Annotated in this window: 14 protein-coding genes; 8 read left to right on the top strand and 6 right to left on the bottom strand. The window is 52.2% G+C overall.

Translation table 11 applies throughout. The annotated features are described in order from the left end of the window. Window positions 1–218: 218 nt before the first annotated feature. From KQI79_RS26165 to rlmD, 3 genes are all read right to left on the bottom strand, one after another. Complete coding sequence (locus tag KQI79_RS26165) at window positions 219–800, bottom strand: DUF4256 domain-containing protein (protein WP_216541288.1); 582 nt, start codon at window positions 798–800, stop codon at window positions 219–221. 137 nt (window positions 801–937) lie between these two features. Further along, a complete protein-coding gene (locus tag KQI79_RS26160; RefSeq protein WP_216541287.1) occupies window positions 938–1,642 on the bottom strand; it encodes a DNA alkylation repair protein in 705 nt (234 codons plus the stop codon). Next, window positions 1,639–3,087 (bottom strand): 23S rRNA (uracil(1939)-C(5))-methyltransferase RlmD, encoded by a 1,449-nt coding sequence (rlmD, locus tag KQI79_RS26155; RefSeq protein ID WP_216541286.1) that lies wholly within the window; start codon window positions 3,085–3,087, stop codon window positions 1,639–1,641. The genes KQI79_RS26160 and rlmD overlap by 4 nt, the downstream gene beginning before the upstream one ends. A 219-nt stretch (window positions 3,088–3,306) precedes the next feature. On the opposite strand from rlmD, the gene KQI79_RS26150 reads away from it, so the two are divergent. Genes KQI79_RS26150 through KQI79_RS26135 form a run of 4 tightly spaced genes read left to right on the top strand, consistent with a single transcriptional unit; the run spans window position 3,307 to window position 9,150 of the window. Continuing rightward, entirely contained in the window at window positions 3,307–4,344 is a 1,038-nt protein-coding gene (locus KQI79_RS26150) for an ABC transporter ATP-binding protein (protein ID WP_216541285.1), read from the top strand. After that, window positions 4,341–5,483 carry an ABC transporter permease gene (locus KQI79_RS26145; RefSeq protein ID WP_216541284.1) on the top strand — a complete coding sequence of 381 codons (1,143 nt, stop codon included), beginning with the start codon at window positions 4,341–4,343 and terminating at the stop codon, window positions 5,481–5,483. Before KQI79_RS26150 ends, KQI79_RS26145 begins: the two co-directional genes overlap by 4 nt. Before the next feature lie 5 nt (window positions 5,484–5,488). Continuing rightward, window positions 5,489–7,282, top strand: a complete 1,794-nt coding sequence (gene recQ / locus KQI79_RS26140; RefSeq protein WP_483311415.1) for a DNA helicase RecQ — start codon at window positions 5,489–5,491, stop codon at window positions 7,280–7,282. Between the two features lie 56 nt (window positions 7,283–7,338). Then, on the top strand, window positions 7,339–9,150 hold the full coding sequence (locus KQI79_RS26135) for a B12-binding domain-containing radical SAM protein (RefSeq protein ID WP_216541282.1): 1,812 nt from the start codon (window positions 7,339–7,341) through the stop codon (window positions 9,148–9,150). A gap of 1,014 nt (window positions 9,151–10,164) precedes the next feature. Here the strand turns inward: KQI79_RS26135 and KQI79_RS26130 are convergent. From KQI79_RS26130 to mnmL, 3 genes are read right to left on the bottom strand one after another with little or no spacing between them, the layout of a single operon-like run. Further along, window positions 10,165–11,136, bottom strand: coding sequence for a type I phosphomannose isomerase catalytic subunit (locus tag KQI79_RS26130; protein ID WP_216541281.1), 972 nt, complete (start codon window positions 11,134–11,136; stop codon window positions 10,165–10,167). 25 nt (window positions 11,137–11,161) lie between these two features. Then, window positions 11,162–11,779, bottom strand: coding sequence for a tRNA 5-(aminomethyl)-2-thiouridylate-methyltransferase MnmM (mnmM, locus tag KQI79_RS26125; RefSeq protein ID WP_216541280.1), 618 nt, complete (start codon window positions 11,777–11,779; stop codon window positions 11,162–11,164). Then, complete coding sequence (gene mnmL / locus KQI79_RS26120) at window positions 11,780–12,733, bottom strand: tRNA modification radical SAM protein MnmL/YtqA (RefSeq protein ID WP_216541279.1); 954 nt, start codon at window positions 12,731–12,733, stop codon at window positions 11,780–11,782. A gap of 346 nt (window positions 12,734–13,079) precedes the next feature. Between mnmL and trmB the strand changes: the two genes are divergently transcribed. The 4 genes from trmB to rpmI all read left to right on the top strand — a co-directional run bounded on the left by trmB (window position 13,080) and on the right by rpmI (window position 16,474). Continuing rightward, window positions 13,080–13,793 carry a tRNA (guanosine(46)-N7)-methyltransferase TrmB gene (gene trmB / locus KQI79_RS26115; RefSeq protein ID WP_216541278.1) on the top strand — a complete coding sequence of 238 codons (714 nt, stop codon included), beginning with the start codon at window positions 13,080–13,082 and terminating at the stop codon, window positions 13,791–13,793. Window positions 13,794–14,201: 408 nt separating this feature from the next. Beyond that, window positions 14,202–15,443, top strand: coding sequence for a glycosyltransferase family 2 protein (locus tag KQI79_RS26110; protein ID WP_216541277.1), 1,242 nt, complete (start codon window positions 14,202–14,204; stop codon window positions 15,441–15,443). A gap of 292 nt (window positions 15,444–15,735) precedes the next feature. Continuing rightward, on the top strand, window positions 15,736–16,233 hold the full coding sequence (gene infC / locus KQI79_RS26105; protein WP_216541276.1) for a translation initiation factor IF-3: 498 nt from the start codon (window positions 15,736–15,738) through the stop codon (window positions 16,231–16,233). Window positions 16,234–16,273: 40 nt separating this feature from the next. Beyond that, window positions 16,274–16,474 (top strand): 50S ribosomal protein L35, encoded by a 201-nt coding sequence (gene rpmI, locus KQI79_RS26100; protein ID WP_216541275.1) that lies wholly within the window; start codon window positions 16,274–16,276, stop codon window positions 16,472–16,474. Window positions 16,475–16,603: the final 129 nt, after the last annotated feature.

Here is a 16,603-nt window from a genome sequence, read left to right as displayed (position 1 = left end):
TCGGGTTCTTTAGCATACGCATTTTTGAAAATTGCTTTCAAAAACACGTTTACATCGATAATTTTAACTCAAGCACCCCAAATTGAGCCTCAATCGCCCGGTTTATTCCGAGATCCTATATGAAATGTCTTTTCGGAATGAACAGCATTCCTATACATTCAATTTCTTCATAGAATGTACTTTACTATTTCCACCAATGACCCAATTGCGCACATGTGTTAGACCTTTAGCGAGCCACGGAACCCTCTGGCGGCGTAGTAAGATTCCGCACCATTATGATAGACGAAGACATTTCCGTAGCGGAAATCGGCAAATATGGCGCCGCCGAGTTTTCTAATCTCAGAAGGTGTTTTCAACCAGCTTGATGTTTTCTTATCGAAATTCCCAAGTTTCTGCAGTTCCCGATATTGTTCTTCCGTTAAAAGCTCAATGCCCATGGCAGCAGCCATACCAATCGCGCTATTTGCCGGTTTATGTTCTTTCCTTGACTCCAGCGCTTCACGGTCGTAACAAACGCTTCTGCGGCCTTTTGGACTTTCCGCCGAACAATCATAAAAAAGGTATTCGCCCGTTTTATCGTCATATCCAACAACATCCGGCTCGCCGCCGGTTCTTTCCATTTCATGGAGCGACCACAGTTTTTCAGCATTTGTTTCGAGCTTTGCTTGTACGTTAGCCCATTCGAGCCCTTTATGGCGGTTCGTATTTTCCTCAAAACGGGCTTTCAATGTTTGGAGAAGTCCTTCACGTTGTTCCGGCGATAACTCCATTTTATTGCTGATTTCATTTCTCTTTGTCATGTTCGTTTCTCCTTTCAATTGCGATTCAGGGTAGGATAGACAGGCTTAAATACGCCCCTTGACATTATCTATTCGCCTTTATCAATCGTTTGCCTATCTGCAACCACATGCACCGCATGCCGTGCGGCACATTAGAGTTAACACCTTACATGTTTGCGTTTGAAACCAAGCTGCCCTTTATCTACAGCCTTTTGAATATTTGCGAAAGCGTGTATGAGCTTGCTTTTGGTCTTGTCCCTGACTTCTACCGGGCCTACTGCCTTAGCGGTCTCGACGGCCTTATTATGGAGCGGCAAATAAGATACAGCCACCGTGTACATAAAATTGTTCATCGCGTATTTCGCTCGTTCGGGAGCGTCATGAATCGTGCGTTCCACCAGATCAAGCATACCGGCAATTTTGTCTTCGGAGAGTTCGCCGTCCGGACGGTTCCCCAACAGCCAGCAATAACAGCTCCAGCCTGCCGACATTCTCAACTCTTCGCCGCTTGCGATCCATTTATCGGCAACCTTTTGTGCGATATCTGCTTCCGCTAGGGTTACGGCAACCACATAATCGGACAGCATGTAAAAATAAGCCGCATCCATCCAACGGTCGTAATCCGCTTCCGTCATCGCATTGGGGTCCGCAATGATGCCGGCAAAGTACATCGCGTCGTAGTTCCCTGTCGCGTATAGCTGCTCGGCCAGAGGCTGATTGATTTTTGTTTTCTTGAAGATGGGCTTCATCTCGCCTGTCGCCACGCCAAAAAGCGGTTCATGCGCGCCGTTGGATAGATACATCTTCTTGAGTCGTTCCTTGCCGAGAGCTTCAAGCTCTTGCATCACCATTTCCAAATTCATTGTTTAACACTCCTCAGCAACGCACAGCATTCCACATGCGCCGTTTGCGGGAACATATCCACCGGCTGAACCCATTCGATGCGGAAACCGCCGTCCTGCAGCACCTTGCAATCTTTGGCCAGCGTGGACGGATTGCACGAAACGTAGACGATCCGTTTCGGTTTCGTCTGCACGAGCGTGCGCAGCAGGCGCGCATCGCAGCCCGTACGCGGCGGGTCGACGACGACGACGTCGGGGGAGACGCCCTGCTTCACCCAGCGGGGAAGCAATTCCTCGGCTTTGCCGGCGTAGAAGGCGGCGTTCGCGCGCCCGCTGCGCTCGGCATTGCGGCGCGCATCGTCGACGGCCTCCGGGATCGCCTCGATCCCGCGCACCTCTTTGGCGTAAGGAGCGAGCCAGAGTCCGATCGTACCTGTGCCGCAATAGGCGTCGATCACCGTTTCTCGGCCTGTTAGCGCCGCCGCGACGCGCACCGTCTCATACAGCTTCACCGTTTGTTCCGGGTTTAGCTGGAAGAACGCGCGCGGCGACAGGGCGAACGGCAAGTCGCCCAGCGACTCTTCAATCGTTTCTTTGCCCCACAATATGCTCGTTCGCTCGCCGAAAATCAGCGAGGTATTCTTCGGGTTGATGTTCTGCGCGATCGTCGTCACCTCAGGCAGCGCGCGCCGGATCGCCGCGACGAGCGCTTCGCGCTGCGGCAGCTTGTCCGTTGCGGTAACGAACGTAACTTGCAGCTCTCCCGATTGCAGGCCGGCGCGAACGACGACATTGCGGACGGAGCCCGTATTGCCTCGTTCCTTATAGACAGGAATGCGGAGCGCCGTTAAAATGTCTCTGATCGTATCGACCGCCTCGTTCACCTTCGAGTGCTGGATCGGGCAGCCGGAAATATCGACAAGCTTATGGGTTCCCGGTTCGTATAAGCCTGTAATCAACCGTTCTTTCTCGAATCCCAATTGCACTTGCGCCTTGTTGCGATAACCCCAGGGCTGCTCCATGCCCAGGATCGGCTTGATCCGTACGTCTTCCGCCCCCGCATACCGCCGGAACGCTTCCCGCACGATTTCTTCCTTCGCTTGCAGTTGGCCTTCGTATTTCATATGCTGCAATTGGCAGCCGCCGCACCGGTCGAATACCGGGCAATCCGGCTTCTTCCGCATCGGCGAGCGCTTTTCAATTTCCGTCAATTCGGCATAAATCAAATTCGGTTCGATTCGCGTCACTTTTGCTTTGACGACTTCATCCGGCAGCGCGCCGTCGATAAACACCGCTTTGCGCCGGTAATAGCCGACGCCTTCGCCGTTGATTCCGATCCTTTTGATCGTAACCACGATCCGCTGTCCTACCTGCAAATATTCCGCCGATGAGGTTGCGGCCTCTTTTTTTCTCCCTTCGAACTTTCTTTTTCCCGGATTTGTTTCTTTGTATTTATTCACGTTCATTCGCTCCACTTCGTTCGATTCAATTCGCGTTGGACTCACTATATCACGAGTTGCAAGCGGCGCGCAATTTCGAGCGCCAGGGAGGACGGTTCCGCAGTCCGGATCGGAATGCGGCCTTCGAGTGTGCAGCGTTTCCAGCGCATGGTATAATGTAGAAATGACAAAACTGCTATCGGAATACTTCGATAACAATCGACGCAAGCAGGAGGAGGGAATAGGATGCGCGAACAGAACGAAACGGAAGCTGCGGGCGGCGGCGCGGCGGATACGGAGGCAGAGAACGCGAACGGGCGGCAAGGCCAGGATTCAAGCGACAATATCATTGAAGTCCGCGGACTCGTCAAACGATATGGGACATTTACCGCGGTCAACGGCGTTCATTTCCAAGTCAGGAAAGGGGAAGTATTCGGCCTGCTCGGACCGAACGGCGCCGGAAAAACGACGACGATGGAGATGATCGAAGGACTGCGGCAGCCCGACGAAGGATCGGCGGTCGTAGCCGGTTACGATACCCGGACGGATCTGAAAAAGGTGAAAGAGGTCATCGGCGTCCAATTGCAATCCACATCTCTGTTTGAACTGCTCAAGGTCAAAGAGATTACGAAGATGTACGCCAGCTTCTACGATCATTCCGTGCCGATCGAGCCGCTGCTCGAGAGCATGATTCTAAGCGAAAAAATAAACGACCGCGTCAAAAATTTATCCGGCGGCCAGAAGCAGCGTCTTGCCATCGCGCTCGCGCTCGTGAACGATCCGCAGGTCGTCTTCCTCGACGAGCCGACGACGGGGCTTGACCCGCAGGCGCGGCGCACATTATGGGACATTATTCTTGCGATGAAGGAGCAAGGAAAGACGGTCGTGCTGAGCACCCATTATATGGACGAAGCTCATATACTATGCGACCGCATCTGCTTGATGGACCGCGGGGAAGTGATCGCGCTCGATACGCCGCGCAATTTGGTGCGCAGCCTCGAATCCGAATCCGCGGTCGAATTCCGCATTCCCGAGCAAGAGCAATGGGATGAGGAACGGAAACGGCGGACGCTCGAGCAATTCCAGACGATATCCGGCGTACGGCTGGCGGAATGCCGGAAAGATTCGTACGTCTTATATACGGATCATTTGCAAAGCACGTTAACGGAATTCGTACAGAAGACGGAGGCGCTTCGCGTCGCATTTGCCGATTTGCAAACGCGGACGGCTACGTTGGAGGACGTGTTCATTCATATGACGGGAAGGAGCTTGAGAGAAGAATGAGCTCATATTGGCAATTAACGGTCGCTCAGCTTCGACTGTTTGCTCGCAATAAGCAAGTGCTGTTTTTTACGTTCTTTTTTCCCGTCTTTTTTATGGTCATGTTCGGATTGCTGCTAGGGAACAACAATGGCACCGTGGCGGACGGCATTCTGATCGACCGCGACAAGTCGCAGGCCTCGGAAGCGTTCGTTCAAGCGCTCGGTCAGCAGCAACAGGTGCTGAATATGGAGACGATGGCGAATGAAGACGAAGCGCTGGGTATGCTGCGCAAAGGCGATAAACAATTGGTTGTCGTCATTCCGGAAGGGTACGGAACCAAGCTCGCGTCATTGACGCAAACGGAAGCGGGCGCCGGACAAGCGATCGAGGCGAATGCGCAAGCGGAACAAGCGAGCGTTACCGTTTATTACGATCAGACGCAAGCGGCCAAGGCGGGCAATGCGCTGAACGCGATGTCGCAAGTAGTGGACGGGATCAGCAAACAAATCGTTCATTATGAACCGGTCGTGACAATCGAACCGAAAGGCGTTCAATCGCTCAATTTGCAATATATCGATTTTCTCGTGCCAGGGATCGTCGCCATGATGATTATGTCCAACAACTTGAACGGCGTGGCCGGACAGATCGCTTCCTGGCGCGAACGCGGCGTTCTTCGCCGCATGCAAAGCACGCCGCTCAGCGCTTCGTCGTTTATCGCGGCGCAAATTACGGCACGGCTGCTCATGAACGGGACCCAGGCGGTCATCGTGCTGTTAATCGGCGCGCTTATATTCGGAACGCAGGTGAACGGCTCGTGGCTGCTCTTGCTATTTTTCGTCATTATCGGTACGCTTGCATTTATGGCTATCGGTTTCATTATTGCCGGATTGGCCAAAACGCCGGAAAGCGCCGGCCCGATTGCCGGATTCATTTCGTTTCCGATGATGTTCCTGGGCGGCGTATTTTTTCCGATCAACAGTATGCCGGAGTTTCTGCAGCCGATCGTGAAGGCCTTGCCGATCTCGCATCTGTCGACGGCGCTGCGCCAGGTAATGAATGTGGGCGCGGGTTTCGCCGATCTATGGGTCGAGTCGCTGACGCTCGGGCTATGGTTGATCGCCGCATTTATCGCGGCTAGCTTTACTTTTAAATGGGAGTAGATAGCATGTCGATCGAAACAGCACAACAAGCTTTGCAAAAATATTACGGGTATGCCGAATTTCGCTCGGGACAAAAACGAATCATTTCCAGCTTGCTCGAAGGGCGCGAAACGCTTGGCATTATGCCGACGGGAGGAGGGAAGTCGATTTGTTACCAAATCCCCGCCTTGCTCTTCGAAGGCATAACCCTTGTCGTATCGCCGCTCATATCGTTGATGAAGGATCAGGTGGATGCGCTGAATACGATCGGCATTCCCGCCGCCTATATCAACAGCACGCTCAGCGCGGGCGAGTTTCAGGAACGGATGCGGGCGGCCAGAGAGGGGCGGTTGAAATTGCTGTACGTCGCCCCCGAACGGCTCGAATCCGAGTCGTTCCGCACGCGCATGCAGTCGCTGCACATCTCCTTCGTAGCGGTTGACGAAGCGCATTGCGTCTCCCAATGGGGACATGATTTCCGCACCAGCTATTTAGCGGTTGCTCCGTTCGTGGACAGCTTGCCGCAGCGGCCGCTGGTAGCGGCGTTTACCGCGACGGCAACGCCCGAGGTAACGCAAGATATCGTCAAACTGCTCGCGTTGCGGGATGCGGAACTGTTCGTCACCGGCTTCGGCAGGGACAATTTGGCAATGAACGTGCTGCGTGGGGCCAATAAGCGCGATTTCGTCTTCGAATATACGCAGCGAAACGCCTCCAAGCCGGGCATTATTTATGCCGCGACGCGCAAAGAAGTGGACGAGTTGTACACGGCGATGCGCCGCAAAGGCTTGAACGTCGGCAAATATCACGCCGGCATGACGGACGAGGAGCGGGCCCGCAATCAGGAGGATTTCATCTACGACGATATTCGCGTCATGATTGCGACGAACGCCTTCGGGATGGGAATCGACAAATCGAACGTTCGCTACGTCATTCACTACAATATGCCTAAAAATATGGAAGCTTACGTGCAGGAAGCGGGCCGCGCCGGACGCGACGGGGAACCGAGCGACTGCATCCTGCTGTTCAACCCGCAAGATATATTGACGCAAAAATTTCTGATCGAGCAAAACGAAGGGCTATCCCCTGAGCGCAAAAAAAACGAGTACCGCAAATTGCAAACGATGGTCGATTACTGCTATACGCCCAAATGTTTGCAAGACGCCATTCTCGATTACTTCGGCGATATGCAGGAGAGCGAGCCATGCGGCAAATGCAGCTCCTGTACGGACGAACGCGAGCTTGTCGATATTACGACGGAAGCGCAGCAAATCTTCTCATGCATCCATCGCATGCGGGAGCGGTTCGGCGTCACGATGATCGCTTCGGTCCTGAAAGGCTCGCGCAGCCAGAAGGTGCTGCAGTACCGTTTCGACGGCTTGCCGACGTACGGCTTGATGCGCAAATCGACGGAGAAGGAAATTAGCGACTTGATCAACGTTTTGATCGCCGAAGGGTATTTGCAGCTGACGGAAGGTCAGTATCCTGTCGTCAAAATTCAGGCGCCGGCGGTGGAAGTGCTGCGGGGCGAGCGGCAAGTGTTCCAGAAGGTGCAGAAGCAGCCCGAAGCGTTCGCTGCCGTCGACGAAACGGTTTTCGAGCAGCTCCGCGTGATTCGCCGGGATTTGGCCGCCAAAGCGAAGGTTCCGCCGTACATTATTTTCAACGACGCGACGCTGCGCGAGATGAGCGAATTGAAGCCGGCGACGGAGCAGGCGATGCTGCGCATCAAAGGGATCGGGGAAGTCAAATTTCGGCAATACGGCAAGCCGTTTCTCGAATTTTTCCAACATTTGAACGAGGAAAGAGAGTTCGGTTAAGCGCTATGCTATAAGAAGACGGTTGTTACTCATAGAAAAAGAGGGCGTAAGTTATTATGAAAGTTGTTGTTTCCACTTTAAACGCGAAATATATTCATACCTCGCTCGCGATTCGCTATTTAAAAGCGTACAGCCAGCATGAATTCGACATCGAAATGGCGGAGTATACGATCAAGGATCCGGTTATGAATATCGTGTCGGACTTGTTTCAGAGGGAGGCCGATGTGATCGGTTTCTCCTGCTACATTTGGAACATCGAAGAGACGATCCGGGTCATCGAGATGATGAAAAAGATTCGGCCGGAGACGATCATCGTGCTTGGCGGTCCTGAAGTGTCGTACGATACCGATTATTGGATGAACCGGCTCCCGCAGGTCGATTTTATCGTTATGGGCGAAGGGGAAGAGACGTTTCATCATTTGCTGCAAGAAATTCAAGGCACGCAAAAATATCACTTCGTCTACGGCGCAGCATACCGGAAAGGAACGGAGGTGCGCATCAATCCGCCGCGTCCGAAGCTGGAGCTCGGCGAGCTGCCTTCGCCGCATCGCTTAGCCGAAGATGTGCCGGATCTCGCGAAACGGATCGTCTATTTCGAAACGAGCCGCGGCTGCCCGTTCAATTGCCAATTTTGCTTGTCCAGCATTGAGGTAGGGGTGCGGTACTTTGACATCGAGCGGACGAAAGCCGATATTTTATATTTGATCGGGCAGGGCGCGAAGCTGATCAAATTTGTGGACCGCACGTTCAACATTAAGCGCGATTATGCGCTGGAAATGTTCCAATTTCTCATCGAGAATCACGGCGGCTGCGTCTTCCAATTTGAGATTACGGCCGACATTATGCGTCCCGAGGTGCTCGATTATTTGGCCGAACATGCGCCGCCGGGCATTTTCCGCTTCGAGATCGGCGTCCAATCGACGAACGACCCGACGAACGAGCTCGTCAAGCGCAAGCAAAATTTCGCCAAGCTGTCGCGCACCGTCACGAAAATTAAAGAAAGCGGCAAAATCGATCAGCATCTCGATTTGATCGCCGGATTGCCGCTCGAAGATTACGGCACGTTCCGCAAAACGTTCAACGACGTGTTCGCCCTGCAGCCGGAAGAGCTGCAGCTCGGGTTTTTGAAAATGCTGCGCGGCACCGGCATGCGGATCGACGCGGCCAAGCACGATTATATTTTTATGGACCATGCCCCTTACGAAATTTTGGGCAACAATGTGCTGCCGTTTTCCGATATCGTGCGAATCAAACGGGTGGAGGATGTGCTCGAGAAATATTGGAACGCGCATCGGATGGACCATACGCTGCATTATTTAATGAAGTACGAGTTTCCTTCGCCGTTCGACTTTTTCCAGGAGTTCGGGGATTATTGGGAAGCGAGAGGATGGCAAAAAATCGGCCATCAGTTGGAGGATCTGTTCACACGGCTATTGGCTTTCCTTCAGTCCCGCGAGACGAAGCGGATGGATGTCGTGCTCGGCTTGATGAAGTTCGATTATTTCCTGAACCATAAATACAAGCCGCGCAAAATTTGGTGGGAATTCACGCTGGATAAAGACGATTGGGCGAATTATATGAAGCGGGCGGCCGATCATCCGGACCGAATCTCGCCGGAATTTGCCGCGCTCGGCCTGCAGGAGAAGGAATTGCATAAACATGCGGCCATCGAAGTGCTGCCGTTCGATCTTGCGGCGGTGCTGAGCGGAATCGAAGGCCGGGAGGCGGCCTTGTCCGATGCGGACGAGGGGGGGCCAAGCGGCGGGGAACAACATGCGACGCTGCTGCTCGTCTTGTACCAGACGGTGGCCGGCGCGGGACGCCCTGTTTACTACACGATGCCCCTTGCCGCGGAAGTTAGCTCTTAGCTTGCTATATGCCATAGACCGCCTGGGTAACGGAATGCGAACCTATGGCGGTTTTTTGTTGCAATCGTTCGGCTTGGCGCCGGCCCTATGTTCTATTTTTCCGTCCGGTTATTGGAATTTATCCAATAAATCGCATGTTTGTCTCAGTCATGCGTGTCTTCATTGGAATCTGTCCAATCAAAACCTCTGCAATCTGGCATACATGCGCAAACCGGTTTGGAAATATGGATCTTTTCCAATGGCGGCCCGTTTTTAGCATAATTTTTTCCAATGAGATTGGATATTTTCCAATGAACGAACTCGTCGGCACGAGCGTTGCATCGAGTAGGCTGCGGATTCGAGAATTCAGGAGGGTAATGCGTTACTGGCCTGCGACTCATCGCGGCAAATACCATCCTGCAAAAAGAGTAATTTCATAATTCGCCATCGTTGATGTAACTGGCTTAACTGCGCATCGCGCATATAGAAGGAGACACCTCCCTATATCGAAGGCGATCCGCGCAGACCTACGCTTCTTAGCTTGGCGCTGACGAAACTGACAATCCTTATTGGGCTCAAAATGAACGTGTTCCCATCTTAACGAAAGTAGGTATCGTTATTCATTGGAAATTGGCTGTTTCACCGCCTTTTTCCCCTCATTAGCGTGCTGTAGTTTCGTTACACCAGCAAAAAGGTAATTTACAGGCTGTTAGCGTGTATGCGTTTCGTTAGCCTGCCCGACGGGTCGTCAAAGCCGCTGCGGTATGATGAAATTGTTTTCAATTGCAGGTTTCTGAATGAAATGACCTTTGTCTGGTTTTCCTGCGACCTGAGCGAACGGAATATCGACAAAAGGCGGAACAAGGAGATGCCAAGGAATCTATGACTCGGAAAGAGGACACGACGAAAGGCCGCACGCAACCGTTGCGCCGATCGGCACTTAAATGGCATGAAAAAGGGGACGCAACTCCCGGCCTCAAAAGAGGCGGTTGCTCATCCCCGAACGAATCGTTGCGTTATCGACTTAAGCTTCTCTTAAGGCAGGAAGGTGCGCAGCACCGTGCAATTTCCTTCGAGCGCGTACGTTCCCAAGTTCGCCGGCAGCAGGAAGCATTGTCCCGCCTTGATCGGCTGCGATCCGTCGGACCATGATAATTCGCCTTCCCCGTCGCAAACGACCAAAATAACGAAGCTGTCCCGGGACGTGCTCAATTCCCGCTTATTGGACGAAACGATTCCTTTCTGCACGATAAAGTAAGGCGATGTTGCAATCGTCAGCCATTCGTTCGGCTGGACGGCATCGGTTTTCATGCGAGCGGCGCCCGCACCCTCGTAAGCGATCACGTTCAGCGAGTCTTCGATATGCAGTTCGCGCAGCTTGCCGTCCAGACCCGGGCGGTCGTAATCGTATAGACGGTAAGTCGTATCCGAATTTTGTTGAATCTCGGCGACGACGACGCCGGCGCATAGCGCATGAACGGTACCCGCCGGAATATAGAACGCGTCTCCCGCTTCGACAGGCACTTCCTGCAAGCAATCCATCACGCGGCCATGCTCGATCGCTTCGGCCAACTGCGCCCGGTCGACGCCCGGCTTCAGCCCGTAAATGATTTTCGCCCCAGGCTTGGCGTCAAGAATATACCACATCTCGGTTTTGCCGAGTTCGCCTTGCGGCAATTTGCCGTAATGATCGTTCGGATGCACTTGAACGGATAAATCGTCGTTGCAATCGAGCAATTTGATCAGCAGCGGAAAGCGCCGATCGGGCTCGTTGCCGTTCTTCGTTCCGAACCACGCCGCACCGAACCGGGCGCGGAGCTGCTCCAGATTGGAGCCGGCCAGTTCCCCGTTGACAACTTCCGTCAGACCGTTCGGGTGATCGCTGATCATCCAGCCTTCGCCGATTGAACCCTCCGGCAATTCCAGGCCGAATTGTTCCAGCGCGCGTCCGCCCCAAATTCGTTCTTTCATTTCCGCTTTAAATTGCAAGGGATACGGTTTCGTCATTGTTCTCTTCTCCTTGATTGATTAGCTATTTTTTCTCCAAAGCGATCATATACGGTGCATCCGATTTTTGCAACATGCGGTAGATGACGGCTTGGGCGGTCGTGCCCGGCAAGGCGGCGCACCAACGTTCGACGGCGTCCGCTTCCGCGCCGCCGCCCTCATGCCCCGGGTAGAGCACGATCGTTGCAATGCCGCCCGGCTTAAGCACGGCAAGCGCGCCTTCCAGCGCCGGCAGCGTCGTCTCCGCAAGCGTAATGACGCCCGTATCGGCGAAGGCAGCGGGCAAGTAGCCGAGATTGAACATGACGGCTGCGATCCGCCCGTGCAAAGGCGCGGGCAGCGCCGCCGCCAGCTCGGCGTGGCTGCGCAGCAACAGCCGCACATTGGCGCGGCCGCCTTCCGGCCCGCTGCCGTCCGCGATCCGGCAGCGCTCGCCCAGCGCCTTGCGCAGCCGCTCCTCCGCAAGCGCAAGCGCCTGCGGTTGGATGTCGAAACCGTACACCGTTCCGGTTTCGCCCGCCGCTTGGGCCAGAAACAGCGTATCGACGCCGGTGCCGACCGTTGCGTCGACGACCGCGTCTCCGCTGCGGACGCGTTCTTTAACCAGCTTATGCGCGAAACTGAGTACCGATAAGAAGCCCATCTAACGCGCCCTCCAATATTTCCCTTGCCATGTGTCGCGCTCGCGCAGTTCCTTGTCGATACCGTTAAGCACTTCCCACTTCTTCAAACTCCACGTCGGCCCGATCAGCAGGTCGCGGGGAGCGTCTCCGGTTAACCGGTGCACGATCATCTCCGGCGGCAGAAATTCAAGCGTGTCGACGACAAGCTTAATATATTCGTCCTGTTCCAGAAAGCGCAGCAGGCCGGCTTCGTATTGTTTGACCATCGGCGTTTTGCGCATCAGGTGGAGCAGATGGATTTTGATGCCTTGCACGTCCATCTGCGCGACGGCTCTGCCCGTATCGAGCATCATTTCATGCGTCTCCTGCGGCAAGCCGTAAATAATGTGCGCGCACACCCGGATATTGTGCCTCCGCAGCTTCTCGACCGCGTCGAGATAACATTGCGTATCATGGGCGCGGTTAATGAGCTTCGAGGTTGATTCGTGAATCGTCTGCAGCCCCATCTCAACCCATAGATACGTTCGCTCGTTTAATTCCGCCAAATATTCGACGACATCGTCCGGCAAACAATCCGGTCTCGTTGCGATCGACAGGCCGACGACGCCCGGTTGTTCCAATATGACTTCGTAATATTCCCGCAGCTCTTCGACGGGAGCGTACGTATTGGTATATGCCTGGAAATAACCGATGTATTTGGCGTTCGGCCATTTTTTATGCTGCAAATCGCGGATTTTGTTGAATTGTGTCGCCAAATCGTCGCGGCGGCGGCCGGCGAAGTCGCCGGAACCGCGCGCGCTGCAAAACGTGCATCCGCCGATCGCAATCGTGCCGTCCCGGTTCGGACAAGTGAATCCCGCATCCAGCATGACCTTGAATACTTTCTCGCCGAATTGCCGCCGCATTTCGTAATTCCACGTATGAAATCGCTTGTCCCCCCAAAGCGCGGGAGGGGTCACCGTCATAAATTCCATATTCGCATCCTTCTCATCATATTTCCTATATCGTTCATTGTTATTGTACCAAAAAGTCGGAGCGCATTGCGAACTTCATGGAATTTGGGAGCGATCTTGAACAGCGTTCGCCAATATGTTACATTAATATAAGTCTATTAGAGGCCGTTCAAAAAGTATCAATTGATTGACTTTTTGAAGCATTGTTCAATACGGTTGGACCCCAATTCCAATATAACAAGAAGGAATTCATGAACTCGCGCTTCGCGGTTATGGATTCCTTTTTGTGTTAAGGCTTTACAACGGGCCATCATTTCGGGCACAATAGTGGATTAGAAACTGATGATATCTATTCGGGAGGAGCAACATGCGACTAAGGGGAAGAAAAGGAATTCGGGAAAGTTTAGAGCGGCAGAGGGATTTGGTCGTTCTCGAACCTCATTTATATAAAGGGCGCTGGAATGAGTTTTTCGGAAACGACCGGCCCATCTATGTGGAGCTTGGCATGGGAAAAGGGCAATTCATCAGCCTGATGAGCGCGAAATATCCGGAAACGAACTTTATCGGCATCGATATGTACGACGAGCTCGTGCGGCGAGCCAGCGAAAAGGCGCGGGCTGCGGCCGCCGAGACAGGCGAAGAGCGTCCGTCCAACCTTGCGCTGGCGCGGGCGAATATCGAGACGATCGAAGAAATCTTTGCGCCCGGCGAGATCGAGCGGATTTATTTGAATTTCAGCGATCCGTGGCCAAAGGCGCGCCATGCGCGCCGGAGATTGACCCATGCAAGATTTGTCGAAAAATATATCGAAGCGATGAACGAATGGGGAGAAATTCATTTTAAAACGGATTCCCAAACGCTATTCGAATTTTCGCTCAATTCGTTTGCGGATATGGGGCTGCAAATGACGAATATTTCGCTTCACCTGCATCGCGACGGCATTAATGAGGAGCATGTGATGACGGAATACGAGACGAAGTTTGTAGGCAAAGGGATGAACATATACCGCTGCGAAGTCGTCATCGGATCCAAAGCGCTGGAAGCTTACCGTTTGCGCAGAAAAGGCAATGAAAAAAATTAACAATTTTCCGATGTTCAATATAAATATTTTATAGGACGGAAAATTGGAAACTTTTTTGTAACTTTTTTCGTTAGTATTTCGTTAGTATATATAGCTCTGGCCATTTTTAGCTTCAAAAACCGTGTCGGGCCGTGCGCCCTAGAAAAGGAGGGACTTAAGAAATAAAAAATAAGGAAATGGATGAAAATAAGATGTAATTGAGGTGTAACTCAAGAGTTTTGCGACGGATCGGCACAAAATGCGTATTTCCATCCGTTTTACGCAAAATGGAGTCAAATTGCGATTTTGACAAAAGCTTGCAAAGGATAGAAAATCGAATATGTCGCTCCTTGCGCGAAAGAAAAAATAAAAAAATTAGAGAGAGAAAAACAAATCGTGAAAAGGGGTTAAAAGGGGGCAGAAATCAACATGGTCAATTCTATTTTGCTTGGATTACAAATTATTCTAGCTTTGATTGGGATTTACCAATTTACGCTTTCGTTGTTCGGCATTATCCGCAAGAAAAAAACGCGGCAATTCGAACCGACGAAATCGTTTGCCGTTCTTGTGGCGGCGCACAACGAAGAGAAAGTGATCGGAGCGTTGCTCGAGAACTTGAAGCAGATGAATTACCCGAAAGAGCTGTACGATATTTTCGTCATTTGCGACAACTGTACGGACAACACGGCCGAAATCGCCAGAAGCCACGGCGTATACGCGTGCGAGCGCAGAAATCCCGACTTGCGCGGGAAAGGGTATGCGATCGAATGGATGTTGAAGCAGTTGTGGAAGCATCCACGTTCGTACGACGCGATCGTGATGTTCGACGCCGACAACTTGGCGAGCCCGGATTTTCTCCATGAGATGAACAACGATCTCTGTTCCGGAGCGCGCGTCATCCAAGGATACTTGGATACCAAAAATCCGCATGATTCGTGGATTACGGAAGCGTACGGCGTCACGTACTGGTACTGCATGCGGTTATGGCAGCTGTCGCGGACCAATTTGAAAATGGCGAATACGCTTGGCGGCACAGGCATGTGCTTTGAAACCAAATTGCTCAAAGAAATGGGTTGGGGCGCAACCAGCCTTGTCGAGGATTTGGAATTTACCGTCCGCTGCGTGCAGCGCGGAATCAATCCGGTGTTGAATTACAATGCCAAAGTGTACGACGAGAAGCCGGTTACGTTCAACGCATCCGCGCGTCAACGTTTGCGTTGGATGCAGGGGCATTTCACGGTAGCGCGTCGTTATTTCTTCCCGCTGCTCTGGCAAAGCATCAAGGAAAGAAACTTGGCCAAATTCGATACCGCTTTGTACACCATCACCGTTTATAACGTGCTCGTCACGTTTCTGTTCACGGCGGTCATGTGGGTGGACGCGGCGTTTTTCGACGGGCCGAACTTTCTGAACATGTATCAATTTATGCCGGGATGGGTTGCGATCGCCGCGTTCGCGGCATCGGCAGGCGCCTTTATCCTCGCTTTGGTGCTGGAAAAGGTGAAGTCCTGGAAAACGTATCTATCGCTCCTTACATTCCCGATCTATTTGTTGTCATGGTGGCCGATTACGTTTTACGCGTTTTTCACCCAAAACAACAAAACGTGGAGCCATACCCAGCATACGCGCGTCGTTCGCCTGGAAGAAGTGCAAAGCAAACAGGCTTCCTAATCTTCCCGAACCGTTCGCGCAGCGCCGCTTAAGCGTATGGCGCTTTGCGGCAGGGCTTGACATCATATGGTGAGCATGATATATTAATTCAGTACTTTATTTCTATGAAGCAGAAGCACCCGCTTCTCACCTGACCGACTCGCGTTGGCTGGTCCGAAATCCATGATATGTAATGGGAATTGTTTCATTATGTGATGGCAATAGGGATGTGGGTTCTTCGCGGGCTCACATCTTTTTTTATTGAGTATAGTGGGAAATTTAATGGAGGTGGCGGGTTATCAGCAAGGATCATTTGATTAACGAGGAGATACGGGCGAAGGAAGTGCGGCTTGTCGGAGCGGATGGCGAACAAATCGGAATTAAGCCCTTCCGCGAAGCGTTGCAAATGGCTTATGACTTGAATTTGGATTTGGTGAACGTGGCGCCTGCGGCAAAGCCTCCGGTTTGCCGGATCATGGATTACGGGAAGTTCCGCTACGAACAGCAAAAGAAAGAAAAAGAAGCTCGTAAAAATCAAAAAGTCGTCGATATTAAAGAAGTATGGTTTCGAGCCAATATCGAGGAGCATGATTTCCAAACAAAGCTTCGCAATGTGGTTAAGTTTCTGAAAGACGGCGATAAAGTGAAATGTTCGGTTCGCTTCCGCGGCCGGGAAATCACTCATGCCGACATCGGCAAAAAAGTATTGGACCGCGTGCTCCAGGAAACGCAGGAGCTTTGCACGGTCGAGCGGGTGCCGAAGCTTGAGGGACGCAGCATGATTATGATTTTGGCGCCTAAAACGTCATAATATTGATGTTGGCGAACTTACTATTCGAGGAGGAAATACAATGCCTAAAATGAAAACGCACAGCAGCCTGAAAGGCCGCTTTAAAATTACAGGTACGGGTAAAGTGAAAAGACATAAAGCGTACAGAAACCACCTGTTGTCCGGTAAATCGAACCGTCAAAAACGCGTGCTCTGCACGCAACCGGTTATGGCTCCAGGCGATGTGAAACGTTTGAAGCAAGGCTTGGCGAACTTGAAATAATACACTAAAAATAGGATCTCGGAATAAACCGGGCGATTGAGGCTCAATTTGGGGTGCTTGAGTTAAAATTATCGATGTAAACGTGTTTTTGAAAGCAATTTTCAAAAATGCGTATGCTAAAGAACCCGA

Source organism: Paenibacillus sp. MSJ-34, assembly GCF_018918005.1.
In the GTDB taxonomy this organism is placed as follows: Bacteria; Bacillota; Bacilli; order Paenibacillales; family Paenibacillaceae; genus MSJ-34.
Note: the sequence above shows the minus strand (reverse complement) of the source record. Positions and strands in the feature narration are given on the sequence as shown.